Raw genomic sequence first — 25,130 nt, 5'->3', positions numbered from 1 at the left:
AACGAGGATTTCCCCAGGCAACGCAACTGATAGTTAATAATATGATAAACAATAGTGGTTAATTACTGCATTGTAATCATTGCCTTTTTTGAGATTCATTTTTTAGCCTGGCCCGAAATGAAGCAGCTGTGTGCGAAACCAGCACAAGCAGCGTGCTTGACAATCCGCGGAAACTTGATCCGCGCCGGCCACCGCCCCCCTTGTCTTTGCCGGTTCCAGGCAAGGCTCGGCCACAGCAGAAGCCTCGTGGCACGAGAGTTGCAGAGCGATCCACGGCAACGTGGGGGTATGACGCCGGCTACAGACGTCCTGTTCCGTAATTCACGTCATTTGCAATGAGGCGCGCCGGCTCCGGGCCAGCGCCACTGATGGAGGCAACAATGGCTTTGGTCGAGCAGACTCGCGGCGCGACAATTCATTCAAGACTTGAGTCACGGACAGCCACGGTCGGCATCATCGGGCTTGGCTATGTCGGACTGCCGCTCGCCGCGGTGGCGGCGCGAGCCGGCTTTCGGGTGATCGGTTTCGACATCGACAACAGCAAGATCGAGAGGCTGAAAGCCGGGCGGTCCTATATCGGCGCTGTGACCGACGATGCGCTGCAGAGCATCAGCGCAAACGGGTCTTTCCACGCGACATCGGATTTCGCGGCCCTCGAGGAATGCGACGTGATATCCATTTGCGTCCCGACGCCGCTGACAAAGCAGCGCGAACCCGACCTTTCCTTCGTGGAAGGAACGACGCGCGCCATCGCGGCCCATCTGCGCAAGCATCAGCTGGTCGTGCTGGAATCGACCACCTATCCCGGCACGACCGACGAGGTGATGAAGCCCATACTGGAGGCGACGGGCTACAAATCGGGCAGAGATTTCTTTCTCGGCTATTCGCCCGAGCGCGAAGACCCCGGCAGCATCGGCTTCGAAACCGCCACCATCCCGAAGGTTGTCGCCGGCGACGGGCCGGTCGCCGCGAAACTGGTGGCGCTGTTCTATGGGGCGATCGTCGAGAAGGTAGTGCCCGTATCGAGCATCAAGGTAGCCGAAGTTGTGAAGCTGACGGAGAACATCTTCCGCGCCGTCAACATCGCCCTGGTCAACGAGCTCAAGGTGATTTACTCCGCGATGGGGATAGACATCTGGGAAGTCATCGAGGCGGCAAAGACGAAGCCTTTCGGCTATATGCCGTTCTACCCCGGTCCGGGGCTCGGCGGCCATTGCATCCCGATCGATCCGTTCTACCTGACCTGGAAGTCGCGGGAGTTCGACGTGTCGACCAAGTTCATCGAGCTTGCCGGCGAGATCAACGTCTCGATGCCGCACTATGTCATGTCGAAGCTGTCGGAAGCCCTCGACACGCAGCTTGGCCTGCCGCTGAGCCAGGCGGCCATCCTGATCGTCGGCGTCGCTTACAAGAAAAATGTCGCGGACGTGCGCGAAAGTCCCGCGCTGAAGCTGATCGAGCTGCTCGAAACGAGGGCCGCGGACATTGCCTATCACGACCCTCACGTCGCGCGCATACCGAAGACCCGCAAGCACCCGACGCTGGCCGGCAAGGATTGCATCCGCCTCAACCGCGACTCAATCGCGGCCTATGACGCGGTCGTCATCGTCACCGACCACGACGGAGTCGATTATGGGCTGCTCGCGAATCATTCGCGGCTGATCATCGACACGCGCAACGCCATGCAGCGCAACGGCATCGTCTGCGACCGAGTAGTTAAAGCGTAGAGCATTCACTGACCAGCCTGGAATCGGGCGCCGACGTCTCCCCGGACGACACTGACGGCGCTGCGCTAGCGTGGCGCAACGGCGCTACCACGCCAACCGATTTGGAAGTGCTGGCCGGCTACGACTACAGTGACGCCCCGGCAAGTCAGTGCCGACGGCATGATTATCGCAGGCCTGTCCAGCGACATGAACGGTCCCTATCACGCGACATCCTGGAAGAATGGCGCGACATCGCCTGTCGATCGGGACACTCGGCGGAAATGCAGCTCTGCCAGTGCAGTTAGCAGCGACGGCTCGGTGATCATCGGAGAGTCGAACACCGTCGGGGGCTCATATCTTGCAGTCTCATTGGGGAACGGCGCAACGACACTAACATCCCTTGAGACACTAGGTGTTCAGTCTCAAGGTCAAGTGGACCGCATCGATGGGAAGCGATCTGGCCGTTGGCACACGCCGTGCAGATAGCTTCTTAAGGTGTAAGGCCATGAAGGGTCTTGAGCCGCGTGGCAAAGTTGTATCCTTCGACGAAGGCGGCAAGGTGATTTTCAAGTTGTCCGTGGGTCTCATAGTGATATTGCCGGACGTTGGCCTCCTTCAGGGTCCGGTTCATCCGTTCGACCTGGCCGTTGCTCGATGGGTGGTTGGGCTTGGTGAAACGGTGATCGATGCCGTGCCTCCAGCAGGTTCGGTCGACGGGGTGGCCGCGCCAGCGCGCGGTTCGGGCCATCCCGGTTCTTGGGCAGGTCGGCGAATTGGATGCCGTTGTCGAGCACGGTGTGGATTTTTATAGGAGACGACTTCATCGAGGAAAGCTCCGGCGGTGACTGTGGTCGCCTCCTGCATCGTCGAGCGAAAGCGGCTTGAAGCGCTGTTTGACCGGCTTGTCGCCGACAAGCGCCGCCTGTTCCTGCATCCATGTGCTGGTACCGGTCGCCGCCGACGGCGCGCCGCGACAGAAAGGGCGCGTCATCGGCCACGTCATCGAGCTGATGATCGACATCCCGCTCTCGCGTTCGATCGCCAGCCTCGTCGCCGACTTTCGGCTGGCGCGCCTTCTACGGCATCAGCGCCACGGCACTGGCGCTACTTGCTATCTTGCTCGGCCTGACGCCGCCAAGGCGGCGGCCGCCGGCGCGTGCGAGCTATTCGAAGCTCATTGCCTCGCTGATCGGACTTCTGGGTCAGGAGCTGAAGCTGAGCCGCCGCGCCTTCACGGCGAGCCCGGTAATGGTGGCCTTTAGCGTGTTCGGGACGGCGCTGGCGCTGCGCCTCTCGGCCTGGCCCTTTGATCTCGGCAAGAAGGCATTGCGCTGTTCGGTCTGGTTGCCCCCGGGGTGCGGCGGTGACGCCGATCTTCGGCCGCGCCGGCGAACGCGGTTTTACGCGTCGGCCACGGTCCTCTACCATCTCGTGCTGATCGCGGCGCTCGGCTTCGCCCCATGGCCGGCGCGGCCGCCGGCGCCGCACAGCTGCCGCTCATTTTCATGAGCGTCAGCGCCGTGCTGCTCGATATAGGCGTCAGTGGCGACCAGACGCTGGGCCGCCGGGCCGCCAAACTGCTGCGGCCAAAGGCGCGCGGCCGCATCAACGGGCAGTTCTTCGGCATCTTCTTCTTCGGCGGCGCGATCGGCTGGCTGCCTGCCGGCATTGCCTGGCCTGGGGTGGCTGAATGCGGTATGTGGGGCAGGGGCCGCGTTCGGGTTTATCGCGCTGGCGGCCGACCTTGCGGCTGGCCCGGAGTAGCTGCCGCCCGCCTCTACGCGTTCCTCGGATCGGCCACGCATTGCGGGATCGAGCGAGTGGCGGCGATCAGCTTGCCGCGCACTCCCGAAGGCCGGCGCAAATTCTGCCAGTAGGCGCCGATGCCCTTCATCTCGGTGCCCTCGCCGCCTCCCAGGGCTCCGTCGGCGACGACCAGCATCGTCACGATCTTGACGCCGCAGGCAAGGTTGCGGTCAGGATCGGTGACGTCGACCTCCGACTTGAATCCGCAGTGATATCTCTGCTCGTCCGAAAGCGACAATTGAAGCAGGCCGATCGAATACTGGTCTTGGTCCTCTTCCCAATAGGCGGCGGTGCTGCTGTTGACGGATTCAGCGCTGACCAGGTCGGTAAGCAGCGTGCGCCAGAACACGGCGCGACCGCCGCGGTCCTGGCGAAGATAGCCGGGGCAGAAAACCCCTATGTCGGAAGGCTCGAGACCGCTCAGCGGCTTTTCGGCATCGATCAGGTAAGCCAGCTTGCGCGTCACGGTCTTATGATCGACCATCCGCGTCACCGCGCCCTGCGCCGCAAGGCAGTTTTTCGCGAAGGCCTGCGCCGCCGGCTGGGTGGTATGCCCGCGGGATTTCCATTGCGCGGTGCAGGACTGCTGGAACGCTACAACGGACGCCGCCGGCTTTGGCGCGGCTGGTGAGGCAGCCGCTAGCTTGGCAGGCTTCGGTGTGGAGACTTTCGGCGCGGCAGCCTGCGGCACGGCGCTTTCGATGACCTTGGGATTGGCGCAGCCGTCGAGCACAAGGGCAAGCCCCAGCAATGCCACGACGACGCGAAACAGCCTGAACCAAATTCCGGCATGCAATCGCACTGACTCGCCAGCGTACAAAGTCCCCTCCCGAGCAGTAAACAAGAACAGACCAGCCCGGCCTCATATCGTCACTCTGCCAGATCGGCCGTGGCCTGTCACCCGATCCCGCCAGTGATCATAAAGGTTCACTTCCAGCGCCCATCAGGCAACCGCATGATGGCCTTAACAATCGAGCCGTAAGCGCCGCGCCAGACGCTGTAGCAGCCCTGATGCGTCGGAAGCAACGCTCGTTGTGGTGGGCGTTGCAGCGAGAGGTGGAGGGAGACCCGGACCCCGGTAATCGTCTCCCCGGTCGGGGTCAGCGACAGCTTCATTGATCCCTGTGTCCCACAGAACCACTCCGTGCCCGGGATGCTCGAGGACCACCGAAGTGGTCGGTACATCGACATTGCCGGGCGCAAAAGCGACCAACAGATTCGTCGCTCAACTGAGCGGCCCGACGTTCATCGCGCTCATTCGAAGGCCAGCCATTTCTTCCTCCCTGATGTTCGACCGGCGAACCGGTGACTTGGCACCTGTGCCCGATATCTTCCCGAACGTAGCCGCCTGGCGCAATGCTTGTGCCGGCAAAGAACCCCGCGCGGTTCGCATAACAGTCGCATTGAACGACAGGTCGAAAGGTTTGTCTCAGGGCTGTTCGGCATTACCGAACGCCGGAAAAAAGTGGGGTCTTCCGCGTCAGGATATCAGCCAGTTTGGCCGGCACGACCTCTACCTTCACGGGCCAAAGCCGGTCTCAGGCACCTTTGTCTCGCGGGTGAACCACTTGCCGCGTCTTTGCTCATTTACTGATCGCCCGATAGTTTCGTCATGTTGGCTAACACGGCACCGCCGACACGCGATTCCTTCCTTGGTAATTGCTGCGACGCTTAGTAGATTGCCTTCGCAATAGACCGAGTTTCCGCCCCATCGCCAAAGGCCACCAAAAGCAGGGCTGTGGATGAATGAAGTGAAGTTCTATGAGCTGCATAAGAAGATCCCTTGACGATCGCTGCTGATATGCGATTGCGCGGGAGGCCGAGGTCTTAGCGATGACCGAAACTCTAAAGCTTCAAGATATTATCCCCCAGGCGGCGGCTTCGTCGCTCGCTGGTGTCATAGCCAAGTTGGAGATGATCGTCGGCGCAGATCGAGATATCGGTGACCCCACTGACTTCCCGTGGCCGCATATTGCTTCGGTGCTACGCGACCTCAAAGCCGTTGCGGGCGAATTGCCTCCTTATCGGCCGGACCACGTCTCGACACGGGCTGATGCAGCGCGTTATTGGCAGGATGCTTGTAAGCTCGTTAGGGCGCTTGCGGACGAGGATGCTCTGCCGAACGAATCCGCTTTATAATCTCGCTAGGCTGTCCAAAGCTTGGCACGGTGCCAAGTTTTCTAACGTGGGCATGTTGAAACTGGCCGTTGTGAAAAAGCATCGTCACCGCCATACGCTTAGCTCTCGCCGAGATCGCTGGTTTGTTTGACGGAAAGCCGGCGCCTGAATGGATAGCGCCCGGCCTATAGCTAGCCCGAACATCCTGTCGACTGCTTCCGTGGTGCTTCCGCCACGTGTTCCCCGACCTCGTCGCAGAGAAACAAGGCCTTGCTAACCAACTGTTTTTGCAGTATAAAAATGGCGCGCCGCGCCGGGTGATGATGAGAACTACGTCTACGCTATAGCCCTCCTTTAAGTCAGTTCGAATCCCGCTCTCGCCGCCATTCTATCTACGTCTCAACAACTATCGGATATCATTCCGTTATTAGAATATAGCTTTTGCCCGGTCACCATTCCGGTGCGCCAAAAAGGTTTTGCTGGGGGCAATTATACCTCGGCGGCAACGGTGAGTTGCGTGCCTATTGTTTCGGTGCAAAGGTCCCTGCGAATTCTGGGGGGACAAATTTATGCGGAATGCCTGCGTAGCTATGGCGGCGATGCTGACAATTAGCGGTTGTGCGATGACACTTCCTGTAAAGGGCCAATCAGGCGATGGGTCCGAGACCTTCACTGGGTCTGCAACGGGTCAAATCGACGGAGCTGGAACGCTATCGATTGTGAGTAATCGGGGCCGCACTTGCAAAGGTGACTTCGTCTATACGACCAACCGCGAGGGTAGCGGCACGTTCACATGCAGTGACGGCAAGAGCGGACCCTTCACGTTCGTCTCGACGGGCACTCGCGGGACAGGCTCAGGAACACTTGGCGGCAAGCCCTTCACGTTTTCGTTCGGCTAATCGATCGAATCGCCAATACTTCAGGGCACCTGGTTACAGCAGACCTTGCGAACATAGGTGTTGCCGTTGGTCGAGTACGCGTCAGTCGGGATGGCACCTCTAGCTTTCATTTCGTCGGCGAGGCTTTTTGCCATTGGCTCTGCAAAAGTGTCTCTAAGGGTGATTGCGAACCAGCCGTTGGTAACGAGGTATGCCGAGAGTGGTACAGGTGCCGAGCGAACGTAAGATTCGGCTTCGGCGAGATTGTCGAAACTTTTGACCTGGACATGGAACTGGCCAAAAGGCCCGCTGTCGTACTGGTCAACGTGGACCCAGGTATCGTGCATATAACCGACCTGATTTCCCGACTGGACTCGATACCAGCGACCGCTGTTTCCGAGAATGGCGACGGCGCTCCCGTTTCTCAGCACTGCTATACTTGCCGACTTTCCATCCGGCTGTGCCTTAATGGGAGCGGACCCCTTCCGATGACCGATGCGGCCGGAGTGAGCTGCAGGAATGGCAAGTGATGGATTGTCGGGTGACGGCGACGAAGATGCGACTTGTGGCGGGGACGGCGCTTGAGGCGATGCGGGCGGAGATGGTGTTTGATCGGCAGCCTGTTGGCCAGCCGCTCCAGGCGCCGGCGTGACGACCCTGTATCGCTCCATCTCGCTCTTGGAGAGATACCGTATGTCGTCGCTGTCATATTGGAGGGAAAGCTGGAGCAGTGCTGGGTCTACGCCCATTTCGATCATATAGGTTATGGTGTCGGCGGTCATCTGTTGGATGCCAGATACGGCGTCCTCGGTGTTTAGCGCCAAATCCCCGCTAAATGATGACTTATGAACGCCAATGGACCCTGGCTCCGCAAATCGCAGGACGCCCCCGAGGAACGCCAGTGAGCAGGCCGAAGCACATTCAACAGCCCGAAACTGGATCGTGCCGAGGCCTAGTCTGCGAATAAGCCGTCCAAGATCGATCGCTTTTTGAATATTGCCGCCCGGCGATTGGAACGTGACGGCGACTGCGGCACTGGATCGCGCCAGTGCATCGAAGGCCGACAAATCGTCCTGATATGCGAAATCGCCCGTGACCTGCCCCTGACCTGTCATCCAGCTGCGATTAGAGTCTCGACCGTTTTTGTTACGCCATGTGGCGCGGGTTGAGCAACCGGCGGAGGCGCGGAGCCTTCCATCAGCACAGCGTCGGAGCCGGTTGCGGTGATGACCTCGGCATAGGCTGCCGGGGTCTGGTAGCCGAGCGAGGAATGCGGCCTCGCGGTGTTGAAGTCCTCCCTCCATTCGGCGATGGCGCTGCGGGCGTGGTCGAGACCGAAGAACAGGCTCTCGTTCAACAGCTCATCGCGCATCCGGCCGTTGAAACTCTCGACATAGCCATTCTGCATCGGCTTGCCCGGCGCGATGTAGTGCCATTCGATTCTGTGATCCTTCGACCAAGCGAGGATGGCGTTCGAGGTGAACTCGGTGCCGTGGTCGGAGACGATCATGCCCGGCTTGCCGCGCTGGGTGATCAGTTCCGTCAGTTCACGCGCAACCCGACGGCCGGAGATCGAGGTGTCCGGGATCGCCGCCAGGCATTCGCGTGTCACGTCGTCGACGATGTTGAGCACGCGAAACCTGCGGCCGCAGGCGAACTGGTCATGCACGAAATCCAGCGACCAGCGCGCGTTCGGCTTTGCCTCGACCAGGATCGGCGCCCGCGTGCCGACTGCTCGCCGTCTTGCCCGGCGCTTGCGCACCGTCAGACCTTCCTCGCGATAGAGACGGTAGATACGGTTGACCCCAGATGCCTCGCCCTCGCGCCTGAGCAGGATGAACAGCCGCCGGTAGCCAAAGCGTCGGCGCTCGTTGGCGAGGTCGCGCAACCTGCCACGCAGCTCCGTCTCTGGCGGTCGCCTTGACCGGTAGCGGATCATCTTGCGATCGGCGCCGACGAAGGAACAGGCCCGACGCTCCGACAAGCCCATGACGGCCTGCAGATGCGCGACGGCTTCGCGCTTGGCGGCGGGCCCTACCATTTTTTTGACAGAAGCTCGCGCAATGCCGAGGCTTCCAGCATCTGGTCGGCGAGCAGCTTCTTCAGCTTGGCGTTCTCGTCTTCCAGAGCCTTCAGCCGCTTGGCGTCCGAGACGTCCATCCCGCCATACTTGGCCTTCCAGTTATACAGCGTCGCCTCAGAGACCCCGTGCTTGCGGGCAAGATCGCCCGCCTTCGCACCCGCCTCGTGCTCGCGAAGAACCGCAATGATCTGCTCTTCCGTAAACCGCTTTCTCTTCATCAGTCCGTCCTTCGATCAAGGGCCGGACTCTAATCTCAGATGGAGGAAATTCTCAGTGGCAGGTCACCCGTTACAAAAATGTAGTGGAGTCCGCCGTCAGTTTGCCTCGCCTCGAATTGCAGCCCGGCATGCGCTGCGGGAGCACTCAGCAGCGCCCATATAACACACAATCCGAAGCAAACGGGAAAGACGCGCGACATGACCCCAGACAACCCCAGGCCCGAGAATAACGCCACTCATCAAAACATGTCGAATCATTGTTGCGATATTTGACAAACGCCTCTTACGCACCTGTGAGGCCGGCAGAGGCGCTCCGCAGCGCAATCCTGACTGCCACTCCGAAATGATCGCTCAATTTCCTGCCTTCAGTATCGTGCTCATCGATTCCTTGGACCGACAAAGACTGAAGTTCGGGGCTCAAAGCGACGTGGTCAATTGCCGGACGGTCTACTATTTGGAGTTGACCGCCCGTACAGACAGATAGCCCATCAAGTGCTTCCAAAAGGGCGAGGCTGGCCGCTTTCGATCCCCATATCCTGGGCACAAATTGATTGTAGTCACCAATCACCACAATAGGCAGCTCAGAGTTTCTTGAGGCAACAACCTGCTTCAGGCCATTCAAGAACGATACCTGCTGAGACCATGCAGGGGATCTTGGCGCGACGCCCATAGGCGAAGCCATATGGTATGGAACGCAAACGCCGACTACCCTAATTTCTCCCAAGCGCGTTCTGGTCGTTCCGGCCATAAAGCCACCGCTTCGGAGCTCCCGATTGCCTATCGAGTCGATATCACTCCAAGGCTCCCGACTCCACAGGACCACTTTTCGTTCTTTCGCAGCCTCGTTTGACCAAGATACGCCCTTGGCGGCTATTTCAAAGCCGCCAAGGTCCGCAGTTGACCCTTCAAACGCCTCGGTGAGACAAACCACATCTGGTGAATGTGCGGCAACGCGCTCAATCATCGTCCGAGCTTGGCGCTTCGACGAGGGTTGTCGTTCGATGTTCCAATTAGCGAATAGTGCGGAGTCCATGGTTTTCCGATATTCGCTAATCATTCTTCGACTGAAAATCTGCCACTGCGGACCTAACACGCGGAGCCGCCGTTAGTCCCAGTCGTCGTGATCGGTCAAGGTTCTTCTAGCAACTATTGCTGCGTTCCGACAGATCGGTACGCCACGCGTTCGTCTTGCTTCACGTAGGTGCACTGTTACCTCCCGGCATGTTCAAGCGGATCATAGTCGAGGCCGATTTCAAGCAACTTGATTCGCTGTTGGTTGAAACGGGATTCACTACCAACACCGGCGAAGACGCCAAGGAAAATGACCACAGGTCGTTAAATTTCGAAGAGCTACGCGGGGACAAGGTGTTGAGCAGGCTCGTTGAAAATATGGATAAGCTTCGGAACTGGCCAATACACAATCTACGCAATTAGGTTGCGGCCGTCTTTCCTGCTTTCCTAGATCCGCCATTCTGAGAAAATCGCCAAGGGCAGTTGAGATTGTTTGCCGGGGCCTAAGCAAATGCAACCGCTCCAAGTGTCCTTGTTTGCGACCGAGCCGTCGCTTTAAACTCCGTTTTGAGAGCGCTGTAATATCTATAAAGACGCCGCGCTAGAGTCTATACCAAGGCTCTAGGGAGGACGGTCATGAGAAACTTCGCGCTGTTAACATTGTTGTGGATATTGGTCCCCGCCACGTCGGCCTTTGCCGACAACCAAGCGTATTCCGGCCCGTTCTTCATGTGCCCGGACGCCCATGGCGACGAACAAAAGTCTCTCTTTCGGCTGATCGATATCACCAAGCTGCCAATGCGGATTGAAGGAATGGGGCAACGCCGCGTGGATGGCTTTGCGGCCTCGCTCGCAGCGTCGCGAAGCGCCGCGATCATGAGTGGCAAGGACCCAATCGACGAGGCCTTTGAAAAGCTCTTCGGTATGCCTAACACCATGGCCGCAGACCACCGCAGACTGGTCGCTGTTTGCTTTGCGACGCAGCCGCCGCCCGCCACGGATACGGACGGCCCGTTCCTGTTCATGCCCGGCTTCTTCATCGACGATCCCGGCGATGTGCTGCAGCCACTGGACACCGTGATTGTCCCAGCTCAAACCTATCTGGTGACAACTTTCACCGGTCCGGCGTCAGAACTGGGAAACCTACGCTTCACATTGACCGAGGAGTTCTGGCGAAAAACCGCTCCATTCCTCGGTTTGGAACGCACAAGTGGTCCCAACTTGATGGTATGGTCGCCCGGGGAGAAGGGAAACGAGCCTTCTGACACAGTTGAGATGTGGACGCCGATAAAGCCGTTCCGTATTTCGCCTCCGTAGACGCGCGGCGAATGCGTCCTCAGACATTCCGGCTCATGAGGCGCTGCGCATGTTCCACGGCAGGTCATACTTCTTGATGATGCCGAGTTCCAGCCCAGCGCTTCCGTGAACCGGCAGGCCGTTCCATTCGAGATCTGGTGGAAACGCGGCGTAGACATCAATCTTGGGGTGCTTCGCCAATTCGTCGATGATGATCGCGTTGATGCGAAGGCTTGTTCGCTGGGAGACACCCGGCCGACCATAGAAATAGAGGCGCTTGGCGAGCCCCATGGTTGCTACGCCGACATATAAGACGACATCACCCTTCGCGAAGGCATACACACCGACCGACTTGGGCAGCTCTCGGTCGATGACTAACCGCTGCTCTGCCGAAAGTATCCAACTGCCGACGTGTTCAAAGCCGCCAGCAAGGAGATCGCTTACAAGAAGAGGCGGCTTGCTTGGTTTTGCAGTTGCCGCGACAGAGGTGGGGGTGGGCCTCTCCCCAACATTGGAGCCTGCATTCCGAAGCACTCCATAAGCGAACTGGTAGCGAATGCCGAGGGCACGAGCTATCTCCGCCGTGCTCATGCCCGATTTCGCCATTTCTCGTATTCTTTCGGATTTGCTCATCTCTGCAAGTTATAGCTTTGATCCAACTGAGGACAATGCAGGCTTCTGGCGCATGAGAAAATCGTTCACGCCGAAGGAAAAGCGCATTCTGCTCTCCTGCGCTGAAAACATCTTCAAATCAAAATCTCTTATCGTCCCGAAATCATTTGCTGAGATACCGCGCGACCGAACCCTCGTGCGAGAAATTCGCCTTGAGAATAGAAAGTACATTTACCTGACGGACTTCGGCGTAGACAGCTTTCGAAAATCGGTTGAGCTAATGGTCGATCATGACTGTTTCGACGGCAAAGCCGACTACTCTGACGTTTGGAGCGCATGGCGAAGCGTTGTCCAAGACTGTTTCTCGAAAAGATCATGCCAGATAGCGCAGATGAGGTGCTCGATGCGATATCCGGGGTAGTGTCCAAAAGAATACGCGAATACTGGTTTATTGTGCGGGCCTTCGGAGTGAATTTGGAGAAAGCGGACACTTTCAAAGTCGGCACGATGGCGGTCCTAAAATGTCCAGTCTCGGTTCTAGGTTCGGCTCAAATTGCCTATGATAAGCATCCAGATCCGCCCATGTTGCAAGCCCGTGCTGGCACTCTATGGCTGCACGGTACCTCTGTGGGAACAGAAAAAGTGGCGGCGCGATTGTTCGCCCAAAACGCTGCATTAGTTGTTGGCCTAATCGCAATCGCTGCGGCTGCCAGACGAGAATGGTGCTGAGGCTTCGTATCGGTACACCCTCCTTTGAGTGGATTCGAATCCCGCTCTCTCCGCCATATTTTGATTTCCCATAAATGTCTGATTATAAACGATATTTCAAAATTATGATGAGGCCCGGTGCCCATTTTGACGTTAATTCGGAATGCCTCTTCGGTTAATATCTGAGAGCCATCCCCTCATCTGCCCGATAAAGTCCCAGACATCTGACGGGCCTGGCCGGACGTAACCCGGAGAAGCGGGATCGTTCGCCATCGCTGAAAAAATCTTTCTTAGCCATCTTCCCTTCGCCCGTGGGACGTTAAGTCCAGGCAGCCATGCCTCAACTTCGCCGACTGGCACAACGAACATCCCGTAACGAGCCAGGTCTCCCAAGAGATTGTCAGCGGTTTCTCGCTCCGCGCCAGCGAGCACGCCGACACCACCGTCCGTCTTAAAATTATTTGGCGCACGTGCCCTCAGACTAGCGAGCACCGTCGCCCGCCTTTGACCGTAAGGTGCGCGTTCACCATCGGGAATACCTGCACCCAGGAGATGGCGAGTCCATACCACGCCGCCTTCCTTCAAGACATCTAAGTCAACAACGCTCGCCGTTGGAATCCCCAGTGCACGCAACGGAGCAACGATTTGCGCTACGGTGTCCTTGCCGTTCGCATTCAGAAACAGAACGGCTCTAATTCCCCGCCGGTCTCCATTGCTAACGAGCCGATTATTAATCTCACCGTAAAAAGCCCGGTCAGCGTCCGCTTCCGTCACAGCCACAAAATTGTAAAAGATAGCCTCCAGAACACCAGTGGACCGAAGCAAGGGGTCGTTCATCAACTGTCGCAAATTTTCATTCTGGAGAAGCCGAGCGGTCCCGACATTTTGAGAATAAGTAAGCCTAACGATGTTCACCCGCGCACCTGATTCGATAGCGCCCATCACAAATTGGGGGCTATGGGTTGATGCGAAGACTACCTTGCCTTCGTTTACCGCCGCATTAGCAATCTCTGTGCCAAGCGATCTAGCCAAAGCCGGATGCAGGAATGCCTCAGGCTCATCGATAAAGATAATTTTCGGGTCACCGGCAAGCATTTGAAGTAGAATGCCTGAGTAAGCCTTGACTCCGTCGCTAACACTCGCAAGTGGCCGTGCATTCCGCATGAACTCAAGATTGCTATCAGAGAGTGATCTCTCGTCATCCGGTAACTCATCGGAGAAACGAATCTGCAGCTGGCTTCCTACAGTTGCATCGATTACAAGGTGCTGCCCGGTTGCTTCATGCACCAAGTTACTCAAACGCCGTCGGCGATTATTGTTCGTCAACAATCTTGCAAAGGGCAAAGTGGGGCTTTTCAGATCGCCCCGCTCCTGAGGGTTGCACAGGCTGACCCTCGTTTCACCATCAAGATTTAACAAATAATTGCTTGCATAATAGGTGCCAAAATATTGTCGATCAACTTCTGGGTTCGTAAGAACATCGATAAGCCTAGGCAAATGTAAATGATTTCTCCCATTTTGAAGTACAGCTACTATGTGGTCGGCGGGCAACAGCTCGTCCAATTGCGCGGGGGAACTAATAGATGCTGAATAATCGTTAGCTTGATCAAGGGTTAGTGGCGCAACTACAACTTGAGATATCACAGAGCTACCATCCAATCGACCAACATTCACACCTTTCCTAATTTCCGATAAAGCGAGACTTTTACCTGAATTATTTGGTCCAACGAATATTGTGATGGACGGCTCTATCGGTAGACGCAACGGCTCTTCGCCAGGCCCAGAGCCAATTCGAAACTGCAGGCTACTTAGCATTACCCCTCCAGAACTGTGAAGTTAGCGGCGCACTATTGGCTTGGCAGCAGCCACCTTAATCATACCGGAAGCTTGGTACCAATATGACGTAGCGCAGTTAATCGCATTAATTGCATTGCCAATGAACTATACGACGCGGCAGTCATTGTCCCATCGTGCATCGGCATGGCCACTACCCCCATCCTCTCCAGCCGCTGCAATACGGAAACCAAGGTGCAGTTTCCCAAAACATCAAGTCCGTTGCGTTGTCCCGCTGGCACAGGGTCGGGTGCTTCTGACCAATCGCCTCCGCCAATCGCCTCCCCGTCCAGACCACCGACAGGTCTGCCTTTGCGCCACTCGGCAAGAGGGTCGTCTCGTTCGAGGACGATAGCGGCCGCGAAGCCCTTGCCTTCACGCCGGCCCGATGCTCCTCCGGTCCGCGATAACGTAGAGGTCCCCTCAGGCGGCTCAGCCCTACCAGCGAATTGGCAAGCCTGGCTGCCGTCATCGGAATCGCATAAGCCAGCGTCGTGGTTCTTATATCAACGCTCATCTTGCTTGCCATCGCAATGGGGAGGTGGATCTGGGGGCGTGGAGAAAAAGACCAAATCAAGGGCAGACACTACTGGGGCAAATCGTTGCGGTGGGAGAGGGGTACGGGGGAAAAAGTCGCCGTAGCAGCTGCGAGATGGCGTCCCACATGTGGGTCCCAAAATTTCATTGGAGCTTGAATCCGTTGCGGAACGCAGACTAACATCTGAGCTGCGATTGAAGACAGATTATTTCAACCGAGCGAGCATTAATTTGGCGCCCCAAGGCAAACCTACACGTCGGCGCGGCGTCCTGAGCAAGCTGGCGACAGTTCTAAAACTGAGCAAAAACCCTCAGGACGAACCCATCGTCTTAGAGCCAGAACCTGTCGTCAATTCGAACAACACGAGAGTTAGTTTTGCCGAGATTCACTTCGCGAATGGCGCATGTGTTAAACTTGAACGCTCTGACATTGTTGCGATTGTAGGTCCAAACAATGCGGGGAAAAGTGCTATTCTTAGAGAACTAGCCGCACGCTTCGAGTCTCAACGTAGCGTGAGTAGTACGGTGCTCAAAGAAGTTCGGGTATGGAAGGACGGGACCGCCGAAGATTTCAGATCAGCCTTAAGGGCCAAATCTCACATCGAAATGCGGAGCGGGAAATCGACCTATATTGGATATCGCTATTCAGTAGAAGAGGAAAATATCAACCATATTTGGGATAAGAGTGCGTTCCAACTAGCCAATATCTTCTGCCGATTTTGTAGCACCGAGGGTCGGATTACAGATTCGGATCCAGCTAGGGCATTTGATGCATTGCGGCGCCCGCCAGACAACCCTATCCACAATCTGTATACGGATGAGAATATAGAAAAGAAGATTTCAAAATATTTCTATCAGGCTTTTGGCCAAGAATTAATTGTTGACCGTCTTGGCGGTGAAAAAATCGCTCTGCTGGTTGGAAAGAGGCCAAATGTCAATCCGCCCGAAGATCGTCTTTCTGTGTCGTATAACAAGCGTCTCAGGACGGAAACTATCCCGCTGGTTACTCAAGGTGACGGCATGCGAAGTTTTGCTAGTGTCGTTCTAAGCATTTTGACCGAAGACAGTTCTAATATTCTTCTGATTGACGAACCCGAGGCATTCTTGCATCCGCCACAGGCTAGACTTCTAGGTGAGATCATCGCGAAAGAGCGTCCCGCCAATGCCCAGGTCTTTATAGCCACACACAGCGCCGACGTGCTCGGCGGCTTGCTCAGCGTCGAGGAGGCCCGCTTGAGAATTGTCCGCATTGAGCGCGACGGCGGCGATAGCAAGATCAAGGAACTGGAACCAGAAAAGGCGAAATCAATCGCAAAAGACCCATTGTTGAAATACTCTTCGACGTTAAATGGGATATTCCATCAACGGGTTATCGTCGCAGAGGCGGACACCGACTGCCTTTTCTATCAAGCCATACTAAGCATCCCGGAAGTGCACGGCGAATTGGAACCTGACGTCCTTTTCATTCATGCCAACGGCAAGCACCGCGCAGCGATCTTGGCGGAATCGTTGCGTTCGCTTGGGGTGGAGGTAGATGTTATAGTTGATATCGACATTCTGAACGACCAACAGGCGTTTGAGCGTCTCCTCACTGCCTTGGGAGGTGACTGGAAGGCGGTCGCCTCTCATTGGAAGACCGTAAAGTCGGCGGTTGAGCAGAAGAGGCCGAGCTTAAGTGCCATAGACGCAAAAATCCGCATTGAGCAGATACTAACTGGCGTAAGCGGGGCAGCTGAATTTCCTCGACAGGCCAAATCCGACATCGAAGTCGTGCTTAAACAGCTTTCCCCATGGGACGCCGTCAAGGCTGCGGGTGATGCAGCAATACCAAGCGGCGACGCGACGCAAAGCTTAAATACTATCAGAGCGCAATGTGAGCAGCGTGGCATTTGGATTGTTCCAGTTGGCGAGCTTGAGCGATTCTGCCGGAGCATCGGCGGGCACGGCCCAAAATGGGTCCAGCAAGTAATTACCAACCGGAACCTCGCTATTGATCCAGAGCTTTCCGAGGCGCGAACTTTCATCAAACAGGTTTGGGGCAGAGAGAAGATGAGGTCGGTTCCTGAGCCTTTATCCTAGTGAAACGTCGCTATGGAAGTTTGACGGCTTCCACTAGCGCCCTCTCGGCCGTCGGCTGCAGCCGATCTGCCTGGAGACACAGCACGTGCGCGCCGCGATGTCGGCGCAGCGCAAAAAGGCGGATGCCGCCGATGCGCTCGGGATTGCCCACATCATGCGCACGGCTGGTTCCGTCAAGCTCATATCAAGACGCAGGATTGCTATCGGATGCGGCTGTTGCTGACCGACCGGCGCAACCGGAATTGCAAATTCTTTGATCTCGAAAACGCAGTCGGCCACTCGCTGACGGCATTCGGGATCGAGCTCGGCGGCACATCGCGTGGCGTTTTCGACCAGACGGTGCGAACGGCGGCGACGGACGATCCGCTGTCGGCACGCGCCGTGCTGTGGCGAGAGTACGGTCGGCTGCACGCCCTGGTCGTGAAGCTCGTCGCGAAGAGCGAACTGTCCCGGCGCTTCATGGCGATCCCCGGCGTTGGTCCGGTGACGGCGCTCTCGTTCATGACGGCAATCGACGATCCGTCGCGCTTTCGCCGATCGCGTGACGTCGCCGCCTACTTCGGGCTGACCTCGCGGCGATGGCAATCGGGCACGTCGATCGACATCCAGGGCCGCATCTCCAAAGCTGGCGACGCGGACGTGCGGCGCGCGCTCTACGAGGCAGCCTCGGCGCTGATGACGCGCTTTCGCGGCAAGGACAAGGTCAAGAGCTGGGGCCAGCAGCTCGCCAAGCGCTCCTGTCATCGCAAGGCCTGCGTCGCGGTGGCGCGCAAGCTGGCGGTGATCATGCACGCCATGTGGAGCGACGGTACCTTCTATGTCGGCGATGTGACCGCGACAGAGACCGAGGCCGCGCAACGCGCCCACACCAAGGACCGGCGTCTGCTGGGAGCGCATCGATGAGCGGCGCGACGGAAATTGAAACGCATGGCGTCGGCACGATGACTGACGCCATCTGACACATAGGAATCCGCCCCGGCGGATGAGGACCGATGCAGACCAACAACGACGGAACGCACGTTATCTTATGGGATGGCCCGCCCCTCCGGTTCCGGACAAACTGTCAGTCCGTTGTCAGAAGGAGGAAAGGAAATGAACGTCGCCGTACTCGGAATTGATCTTGGAAAGCCGCTCTGCAGCCTGGTCGGCCTCGACCGCGAAGGAGCGGTCGTGTTGCGTCGTCGGATGCGCCTGTCGTCCCTTGCTGCATTCGTCGAAAAGCAACCGCGCTGCATCATTGGCATGGAGGCGTGCTGCGGGGCGCACCATCTCGCTCGTCAGTTTGCCTCGCTTGGACACGATGTCCGGCTGATGCCGCCAGAGTATGTGAAACCCTATGTGAAGTCGCACAAGAACGATGATCGCGATGCGGAGGCAATCGCCGAGGCGGCGACACGACCGACCATGCGCTTCGTGCCGATCAAGTCCGAAGAGCAACTCGATGTGCAAACTTTGCACCGGGCGCGCGAACGGCTGGTCGGCACCCGGACGGCCCTGATCAATCAACTGCGGGGTGTGTTGTTCGATCGCGGCATTGTCATCGCCAAGGGTCGGCCAAAGCTGAACCTGTGGCTGCGCGAGAACGTGCTGGACTGCACGATCCTAACCACCAGGATGCAGCAGCTCGTTCATGACATGGTCGACGAACTGCACGCGCTCGATCATCGGATCAAGCAGCTCGACCAGGAGTTCGAAGCGCTCGCCAAAAGCGATGAACGAGCCAGTCTCCTGCGCAGTGTGCCAGGCATTGGGGCGCTCAACGCAACTGCGCTGGCAGCAGCGGTCGGCGACGTGTCGGCCTTTGCGAAGGGGCGTGACTTCGCCGCCTGGTTGGGGCTTGTTCCACGCCAGATCACGACCGGCGGCAAGCCACGCCTGACAGGGATCACGAAGCGCGGGAGCACTTACATGCGCGTGCTGTTGATCCATGGCGCGCGAGCGGCATTGCCATATCTGGCGCGAATGGACACCCAGCTCGGCGCCTGGCTGCGGGCACTGCTATTGCGCGCCAAGCGCAATGTGGTGGTCGTTGCGCTTGCCAACAAGCTGGCCCGGATCGCCTGGGCCGTGATGTCAAAGCAACGCCCCTATGAAGCCGTAACGGCCTCGAATGGGTAACGAGTTGGTCGAGCGGGCGTGTCCCGGCAACTGCTCGGCCGCATGAAGTCTGCGGGAGGATGTACATAGAGATGGCCCAACGGTTGATCGGCGTTCGGCAAACCTGTCGACAGGCAGCGGCCCTTTCGAGGCCGAGTATCTTGTTAGGAGCCGAGCGCGCGAATCTCCATCTTGGCAGGGCGCCCAAAGCGCCGAGGCCGGATACATTGGTGCAGACCGGGTGTGCCTCTCAAAACATTCCGCTTGCAGACGGGGCGGGCCATACATTGCCTGCGGCCGCGCCGATCGGAAGACGGCCGGACCGCGCTCGATTGCCTGTGACGCTGCTCCGTCAGTGCGATGGAAAAGTGCGCCGCGACGGTTCCCGTGCTGCAACAAACAGCGCTGCTACGCCGTCGCAGAGCGCGGAAGACTGCACGGCGCATCGGAACTCGACGCTAGCAAACGGAATCGTGTTTTAGAGTATGGAATGGTGTATTATCGTATGTTAGAGGAGTAAAGACGATGGGCAATAAGTCTCTCAAATTACGACCGATTAAGATGGCAAGATAAAAGGGCGCACATTGTGCGGCGATCGGTTGGCTGTTTTTGCAGGCGTTTTCGCCATTTCTCACACATTGCTCGCTTTCGCTGCAATGTGCGATTTTATAATAAATTATTGATCTGGTGTGAGAATCTCCAAGGTGCGGAGCACATCCGCTGGCCCATACCGGGTTTGCCACTTATCCTTCAAACGTCTGCACTGGGGCCGGGAGAAAACTGTCCGCTTTTGCAGCAAGGACCATCAAGGTGATGTTCACATTGTGCTCGATCTGGCCCAATCACGCATAGGAATTTTCTGCGCTGAGATTCCGGCTCATGAGCGCAAAACCACGTCCTATCCCTCAAGTCCCAAGCTGGCCCTCGGATCAATGACTGATTGTGATGGTCGGCCCTCGGGATGTGCAGGTTCCGCAGTGCTTGAGCCGCGGCCAATGGGCATTCCCAATCACATTAAAGGTCGAGGACCAAGTCGGCCTGAGGGTGGGAACAGCAGATCAGCGCCTTGCCAACCGGTGCTGGATCTATTGGATCAGGGCGGTAGGCAACTGTCCCCGCCACAATACCGGTTTCGCAAGCGTGGCATACACCCGTACGGCACGACCATCGCGTCGGAATATCACACGCCTCAGCAAGCTCGAGGAGGCTGTGATACGTCGAACCCCAATTGACGCTTAAGCCACTTCGCGCGAAAGAAACGACGGGCCCCGCACCGGGAGGTCCCGGAGGCAGGTGCGGCGTCGTGTGCGAGGAAGAGGCGATGCCCGGCGTTTTCGACGAACCTGGACCGAAGAATTCCGCGTGGATATTGCCGGCGGCGATGCCTTGGGCTGCAAGGCCAGCAGTCATGTCACTCATGAAGGCCGATGGGCCGCAGATATAAAAGTCGCCATTGCGCGGGACTACCAACTCGCCAAGCAGAGCAAGATTGACACGCCCACGAGCGTCGAAATCGATACCCAGCCTCTCCTCGGGTGCGGGCGCGCTGTAGCGTATGTGACGGTGGCTATGAGGCAAACCATTCAAGAGTCTTTGGGTCTCCTGGGCAAAAGGATGCTCCTTGCCGTCACGGGCTCCGTGGATCCACCAGATTTCCCGTTGCGATGCCTCGGCGGCCAAGGCGTGGAGCATCGCCAGGACGGGCGTTATGCCCACACCTGCACTCACCAGCACGACGGGACCATTGTTGGGCCGAAGGGTAAAGTTACCGCGTGGCGAGCTAACGTCCAGAACGTCGCCAATCCGTACGTTCTCGTGGATGTAAGCGCCCATGACGCCATGCGGCCCCCGCTTAACGCTTATTCGATAGCCGCGTTCGCTGGGCTCACCGGACAAAGAATAGCTGCGCATTAGCGTGGGGGCACCGGGGACCAGTTGCAGGCGCACCACGACAAACTGGCCGGGAAGGGCAGCAGCCAGGCGGCTACCATCCACTGGCTCAAGCACCAACGACATCACATTGCTGCTCTCGCGAATCTTCTGAGAGACCCGCAGGCGAAGAAATCCTGCCGGTGCCAGGACTGTTCCAGTTGTCCCGCCGTGTTCCTTTTGTGCAAGGAGCGCCTGGAAGGATTCACGCCAACCGGAGCTTAGTGCGGGGATGCGCAGCGCGCGCTCGACTTCGACGCGCGAGCGACCCGGCAAATACAGCAGCGAATTGATCTCGCAGACTGTCATCCGCTCTGGGCCGGCTCCGACCTGACTGATCCCGTCGCCTGCTTCGACTTGGCCCTCCTCCAGAACACGCAGATAGAACCCCGGCCTACCGCGCGCCACCAGCAGCGCCGCCATTTGCGGTTCGTTCATGCGGATACCGACCCGGTAGCAAGTGACGCGCGGTTGCGTAACTTCGAACAGCGCGCTGCCTATCCTGTAGCGGTCGCCGATACACACCTCGCGGTCAGGTAGCCCCTCCACCGTGAAATTCTCTCCGAACTGACCATAGACGAGGTCGGTTCGACGCAGCTCGTCTCGCCAAAAACGGTAAGAATCCGTTTGATAGACCAAGACTGCCCGGTGCTCGCCGCCGTGCCCCTCCAAGTCTCCCTGCCCATCACCGTCCACATTGAGTCGGCGCACCTGGCGCGGGCCTTGAACCGGAGCTTTCCAAATGGCGGTTCCGACGGTCTTCCCTTGCCACGAGATCTCGCGCGGCAGTCCGACATTGACCGAAAGAAGTCGAGCCATCACCTTTTCCTCTTCCGCCGGAGACCGACGGCTAGCTCATCCAAAACCTCAACAGGTACACGGGCGGCCTCGAACGATCTCACAGATCTGAACCCAGCACGACGGTCTCGATTTCGATCGACCCAAAAGTATGGGGGCTGCTGTCGTCCGGTATATCCCCTCCCTGTCGTCCAAGCGTAGGCAAGCCGGCCGTCATGTGGTCCTCGATTTGATCCGGGCCGGGTTGGCCGGATGACAAAGAGATGCCCTCTTCGCCTCTAATTGCGAAGTGTCGAGGTGGTATCAACTCCATAGGCAAATGGCATTGGATGCAAGCCTCCGGGTTGTCCAAGCTCCTCTCAAGCAAGCAAAGACGCATTTGATTGCTTCAACCAGCACCAAAGCCGACGGTCTAGGGCAATCGTTCAGCAAAGAGAGGAACAAGTCATGGCACAGCGAGCTGTGCGCCCCCGGGGCGACTCTGTGGACGCAGGGCATGGCCGCAACTGGCATCGCAATGACAAGCGAGCATGGGGCGGATGCCGCTGCCTCTGAAACAACTGCAAGCGCCGTCCCACGGCGCCCGAGGTCTCCCCTCCCAGATATCTCACACGAAAGGACCCAGACTATGAACCATGTTCGATTCGCCAATTCGCTGCGCGCTGCCTTTCTGGCAGGAACGTTTCTGACCGGTATCCCTTTTTCGGCGTTAGCGTCTCCTCTCCCCGCTGCTGCCGACGTGTACTCGCCATCGGTCTCTACTCACGATGTCACCTACGGCTCTATGGCCATCGACGGGCTTAACATCGCCTATCGCGAAGCCGGCGACCCCAAGGCACCCAAGCTCGTGCTGCTGATGGGCTTCCCCGCCTCCGGCCATCAGTACCGCAAGCTGATCGACGAGTTATCGAATCGTTTCCACGTGATTGCGCCCGACTATCAAGGCTTCGGGGCCAGCGACGCGCCCGACCCTGCGGACTATGCGTACACCTTCGACAAACTCGCCGAGACGACCAAGAAGCTGTTGGCCGCCAAAGGCTTCGATCATTTTGGGCTGTACGCCCAAGACTATGGCGGGCCAGTCGGCTTCCGCATCGTTACCGAAACACCTGCCAAGCTCGACTGGCTGATCATCCAGAATACCAACGCCTATCCGGAAGGTTTTTCGGCGGCATGGGACGGCTTCCGCAAGAAGCTCTGGCTCGACCGCTCGGCCGAGAATGAAAAGCCGCTGGCGGCGTTTCTGACGCATGACGGCATCAAGGGAATCTACCTTGCCGGTGCGGCACATCCTGAACTGATCAGTCCGGACAATTGGGAATACGACTCCGGCATCATGGCCCGCCCCGGTCATGTCCGGCTAAACCTCGACCTGTTCTATGACTATCGCAAGAACGCCGAGCTGTACCCGGTGTGGGAGAAGTTCCTCCACGATCATCAGCCGAAGACGATCATATTCTGGGGACAGCATGATCCCTTTTTCACTCCCGAAGGGGGCGAAGCCTATCTGCGCGATTTGCCCAAAGCAGAGATGTATCGGCTGAACGCAGGCCACTTTGCGGCCGAAGACAACGCGCCGTTCATCGCCGCCCGCATGAAGGCCTTCTACAACAAGGTGGTCAGAGCCGCGAAATAAGCTCGCCTGGGCCGCCGATCTCTCCCGGTCCGCGGCCCGGGGCTGAGAAGACAGATGGCGAGGGGCGGTCGCTGCTCGTCCCAATCCATCGCGCATTTAACTTCGACCTGCGTGAACCCGAAATTCAAGGAGAATCGAGATGGCGATCGAGTCGTTTCCACACGCAACCATGGAGCCGCGAGCGGGAGATCTGGTGCGTCGCCACCGGCTGTCCACGCGGCTCTGGCACTGGGTCAACGCGGCAACCCTGCTGACACTTCTGATGAGTGGCCTGATGATCTTCAACGCCCATCCGCATCTCTATTGGGGCCAATATGGTGCCAATCCCGATCATGCCTGGCTGGAGATAGGCAGCGTCATGGGCGCCGGAACCCTGAAGGTCGGGGGCATCAAGATTGCAACCACTGGCGTGCTAGGGCTTTGGACCGACGCTTCGGGCCGTTCTCACGCTTTGGCATTTCCGTCCTGGGCGACGTTACCGGGCGGCTACGATCTTGGTTTGGCGCGCCGCTGGCATCTGACCTTCGCCTGGCTTCTCGTTGCCAGTTACTTGTTCAACGCGATCTGGAGCGTTGTCAGCGGCCATTTGTGGAAGGATCTGCTGCCTAGGCGCGAAGAGTTGAGCGGGCAAAACATCTGGCAGGATGTTCGCCATCACGCGACGCTGAATTTTCCCAAGGGCGCCGCGGCGCTGAACTACAATATTCTGCAGAAGGGGGCATATCTCGCCGTCCTGGGGCTGCTGCTGCCGGGCATGGTGCTGTCTGGCCTGACGATGTCGCCCGCCGTCGATGCTGCCTGGCCATGGTTGCTGGACCTTTTCGGCGGGCGGCAATCGGCCCGCTCGGTGCATTTCATCACTGCCGCGCTTCTCGTCCTATTCGTCCTGGTCCATTTGCTAATGGTGCTTCTGGCCGGACCCTTCAACGAAATCCGCTCGATGATCTCAGGCAATTTCCGGCTGCCAGAGGAAAAACGCTGATGTCATCGTTGATCACACGCCGCAAGTTGCTTTCGGGGGCTGCGCTCGCAGCGCCTGCGATTCTGGTAGGATGCGACTTTATGGGCAGCAGCCCGAACTATGGGGATATGGTTCTCGGTTCGGGCGAATGGATCTCCTACCGGGTTCAGCGCTTGATCGGCGCGGACTCGATGGCCCGCGAATTCGACCCCTCGCTGCTATCACCTGACTTTCGCACCAATGGCAACACGAGTCCGAATTCGGCGGCATATCGAGCGCATCAGGCCGAGAGCTTTGTCAATTGGCGGCTGGTGGTCGGCGGTTTGGTGTGGATCCCGCGCAGCTATTCTCTGGCCGAACTGCGGACCCTTCCGGCACGCAGCCAGATTACCCGCCATGACTGCGTCGAGGGCTGGAGCGCCATCGGCAAATGGACCGGCGTGCCCCTGCGGACGATTCTGGAGGCCGTGAGGCTGCGACCGGACGCACGATACCTGGTGTTCCATTGCGCGGACGACTTCGACGGAACACAGTACTACGAAAGCATCGACCTGGTGGATGCTTACCATCCGCAAACGATCCTCGCATACGGCATGAACGACGGTGATCTTACTGCCGGCCACGGCGCGCCGGTCAGGCTGAGGGTCGAACGTCAGCTTGGCTACAAGCAGGCAAAATACGTCATGCAAATCGAAGCTGTGGCCTCGCTTGCGCAAATCGGCAGCGGCCGCGGCGGCTACTGGGAAGATGCCGGCTCCTATGACTGGTACGCAGGCATATAATGCTTCTCAAGACTTGCCATTGGCTAAGCTTGATGGGTTCCC

At 58.1% G+C, this 25,130-nt stretch carries 21 protein-coding genes and 2 pseudogenes; 12 read left to right on the top strand and 11 right to left on the bottom strand.

Features of this window, described 5'->3' with window-relative positions; all coding sequences use genetic code 11:
* Positions 1-380: 380 nt before the first annotated feature.
* Positions 381-1,727: a nucleotide sugar dehydrogenase gene (locus GA829_RS03460; RefSeq protein WP_195177171.1), complete on the top strand. Its 1,347-nt coding sequence runs from the start codon at positions 381-383 to the stop codon at positions 1,725-1,727.
* A gap of 472 nt (positions 1,728-2,199) precedes the next feature.
* Here the strand turns inward: GA829_RS03460 and GA829_RS37465 are convergent.
* Together GA829_RS37465 and GA829_RS03450 are read right to left on the bottom strand one after the other, a co-directional pair.
* Positions 2,200-2,394 (bottom strand): annotated as a pseudogene (locus GA829_RS37465) (integrase core domain-containing protein); the annotation flags it as partial.
* A 132-nt stretch (positions 2,395-2,526) separates the two neighbouring features.
* A complete protein-coding gene (locus GA829_RS03450) occupies positions 2,527-2,727 on the bottom strand; it encodes a hypothetical protein (RefSeq protein WP_195177169.1) in 201 nt (66 codons plus the stop codon).
* Between the two features lie 95 nt (positions 2,728-2,822).
* Between GA829_RS03450 and GA829_RS03445 the strand changes: the two genes are divergently transcribed.
* Together GA829_RS03445 and GA829_RS03440 are read left to right on the top strand one after the other, a co-directional pair.
* Positions 2,823-3,215, top strand: a complete 393-nt coding sequence (locus tag GA829_RS03445; RefSeq protein WP_195177168.1) for a hypothetical protein — start codon at positions 2,823-2,825, stop codon at positions 3,213-3,215.
* Positions 3,167-3,583: a hypothetical protein gene (locus GA829_RS03440; protein ID WP_195177167.1), complete on the top strand. Its 417-nt coding sequence runs from the start codon at positions 3,167-3,169 to the stop codon at positions 3,581-3,583. Before GA829_RS03445 ends, GA829_RS03440 begins: the two co-directional genes overlap by 49 nt.
* On the opposite strand, the gene GA829_RS03435 is transcribed toward GA829_RS03440, so the two are convergent.
* Positions 3,484-4,308: a hypothetical protein gene (locus GA829_RS03435; protein WP_195177166.1), complete on the bottom strand. Its 825-nt coding sequence runs from the start codon at positions 4,306-4,308 to the stop codon at positions 3,484-3,486. The two genes, GA829_RS03440 and GA829_RS03435, sit on opposite strands and share 100 nt — an antisense overlap.
* A gap of 131 nt (positions 4,309-4,439) precedes the next feature.
* The gene (locus GA829_RS03430; RefSeq protein WP_195177165.1) at positions 4,440-4,628 is read right to left on the bottom strand and encodes a hypothetical protein; all 189 of its coding nucleotides are present in this window, start codon (positions 4,626-4,628) and stop codon (positions 4,440-4,442) included.
* 717 nt (positions 4,629-5,345) lie between these two features.
* Here GA829_RS03430 and GA829_RS03425 point away from each other — a divergent pair.
* Positions 5,346-5,651 (top strand): hypothetical protein, encoded by a 306-nt coding sequence (locus GA829_RS03425; RefSeq protein ID WP_258052131.1) that lies wholly within the window; start codon positions 5,346-5,348, stop codon positions 5,649-5,651.
* An 898-nt stretch (positions 5,652-6,549) separates the two neighbouring features.
* Here the strand turns inward: GA829_RS03425 and GA829_RS03420 are convergent.
* From GA829_RS03420 to GA829_RS03410, 4 genes are all read right to left on the bottom strand, one after another.
* On the bottom strand, positions 6,550-7,623 hold the full coding sequence (locus GA829_RS03420; protein WP_195177164.1) for an SH3 domain-containing protein: 1,074 nt from the start codon (positions 7,621-7,623) through the stop codon (positions 6,550-6,552).
* Complete coding sequence (locus GA829_RS03415; RefSeq protein ID WP_258052320.1) at positions 7,620-8,573, bottom strand: IS3 family transposase; 954 nt, start codon at positions 8,571-8,573, stop codon at positions 7,620-7,622. The genes GA829_RS03420 and GA829_RS03415 overlap by 4 nt, the downstream gene beginning before the upstream one ends.
* The gene (locus GA829_RS36545; RefSeq protein ID WP_003603283.1) at positions 8,543-8,809 is read right to left on the bottom strand and encodes a transposase; all 267 of its coding nucleotides are present in this window, start codon (positions 8,807-8,809) and stop codon (positions 8,543-8,545) included. Before GA829_RS36545 ends, GA829_RS03415 begins: the two co-directional genes overlap by 31 nt.
* A 283-nt stretch (positions 8,810-9,092) precedes the next feature.
* On the bottom strand, positions 9,093-9,866 hold the full coding sequence (locus tag GA829_RS03410; RefSeq protein ID WP_195177163.1) for an endonuclease/exonuclease/phosphatase family protein: 774 nt from the start codon (positions 9,864-9,866) through the stop codon (positions 9,093-9,095).
* A 590-nt stretch (positions 9,867-10,456) separates the two neighbouring features.
* Between GA829_RS03410 and GA829_RS03405 the strand changes: the two genes are divergently transcribed.
* Positions 10,457-11,137 carry a GyrI-like domain-containing protein gene (locus GA829_RS03405; protein WP_195177162.1) on the top strand — a complete coding sequence of 227 codons (681 nt, stop codon included), beginning with the start codon at positions 10,457-10,459 and terminating at the stop codon, positions 11,135-11,137.
* A gap of 33 nt (positions 11,138-11,170) precedes the next feature.
* Here GA829_RS03405 and GA829_RS03400 read toward each other — a convergent pair whose 3' ends face one another.
* On the bottom strand, positions 11,171-11,722 hold the full coding sequence (locus tag GA829_RS03400) for a GIY-YIG nuclease family protein (RefSeq protein WP_258052130.1): 552 nt from the start codon (positions 11,720-11,722) through the stop codon (positions 11,171-11,173).
* A gap of 381 nt (positions 11,723-12,103) precedes the next feature.
* Here GA829_RS03400 and GA829_RS03395 point away from each other — a divergent pair, with 381 nt between their 5' ends.
* Positions 12,104-12,457: a hypothetical protein gene (locus GA829_RS03395; protein WP_195177160.1), complete on the top strand. Its 354-nt coding sequence runs from the start codon at positions 12,104-12,106 to the stop codon at positions 12,455-12,457.
* A gap of 132 nt (positions 12,458-12,589) precedes the next feature.
* Here GA829_RS03395 and GA829_RS03390 read toward each other — a convergent pair whose 3' ends face one another.
* Entirely contained in the window at positions 12,590-14,251 is a 1,662-nt protein-coding gene (locus GA829_RS03390) for an ATP-dependent nuclease (protein WP_195177159.1), read from the bottom strand.
* Positions 14,252-15,001: 750 nt separating this feature from the next.
* Between GA829_RS03390 and GA829_RS03385 the strand changes: the two genes are divergently transcribed.
* From GA829_RS03385 to GA829_RS03375, 3 genes and pseudogenes are all read left to right on the top strand, one after another.
* Positions 15,002-16,885 carry an ATP-dependent nuclease gene (locus tag GA829_RS03385; protein ID WP_195177158.1) on the top strand — a complete coding sequence of 628 codons (1,884 nt, stop codon included), beginning with the start codon at positions 15,002-15,004 and terminating at the stop codon, positions 16,883-16,885.
* Positions 16,886-16,940: 55 nt separating this feature from the next.
* Positions 16,941-17,788, top strand: a pseudogene (locus tag GA829_RS03380) (IS110 family RNA-guided transposase); the annotation flags it as partial.
* A 189-nt stretch (positions 17,789-17,977) separates the two neighbouring features.
* On the top strand, positions 17,978-19,003 hold the full coding sequence (locus tag GA829_RS03375; RefSeq protein WP_195179507.1) for an IS110 family RNA-guided transposase: 1,026 nt from the start codon (positions 17,978-17,980) through the stop codon (positions 19,001-19,003).
* Between the two features lie 993 nt (positions 19,004-19,996).
* Here GA829_RS03375 and GA829_RS03370 read toward each other — a convergent pair.
* Positions 19,997-21,730 carry an MOSC and FAD-binding oxidoreductase domain-containing protein gene (locus tag GA829_RS03370; protein WP_195177157.1) on the bottom strand — a complete coding sequence of 578 codons (1,734 nt, stop codon included), beginning with the start codon at positions 21,728-21,730 and terminating at the stop codon, positions 19,997-19,999.
* A 607-nt stretch (positions 21,731-22,337) separates the two neighbouring features.
* On the opposite strand from GA829_RS03370, the gene GA829_RS03365 reads away from it, so the two are divergent.
* From GA829_RS03365 to GA829_RS03355, 3 genes are all read left to right on the top strand, one after another.
* Positions 22,338-23,345 (top strand): alpha/beta fold hydrolase, encoded by a 1,008-nt coding sequence (locus tag GA829_RS03365; protein WP_195177156.1) that lies wholly within the window; start codon positions 22,338-22,340, stop codon positions 23,343-23,345.
* A gap of 139 nt (positions 23,346-23,484) precedes the next feature.
* Positions 23,485-24,327, top strand: coding sequence for a cytochrome b/b6 domain-containing protein (locus GA829_RS03360; protein WP_195177155.1), 843 nt, complete (start codon positions 23,485-23,487; stop codon positions 24,325-24,327).
* A complete protein-coding gene (locus GA829_RS03355) occupies positions 24,327-25,088 on the top strand; it encodes a molybdopterin-binding protein (protein ID WP_195177154.1) in 762 nt (253 codons plus the stop codon). Before GA829_RS03360 ends, GA829_RS03355 begins: the two co-directional genes overlap by 1 nt.
* Positions 25,089-25,130 lie beyond the last annotated feature (42 nt).

The organism is Mesorhizobium sp. INR15 (assembly GCF_015500075.1).
Classification (GTDB): Bacteria; Pseudomonadota; Alphaproteobacteria; order Rhizobiales; family Rhizobiaceae; genus Mesorhizobium.
This window is presented reverse-complemented; position numbering and strand designations above follow the sequence as displayed.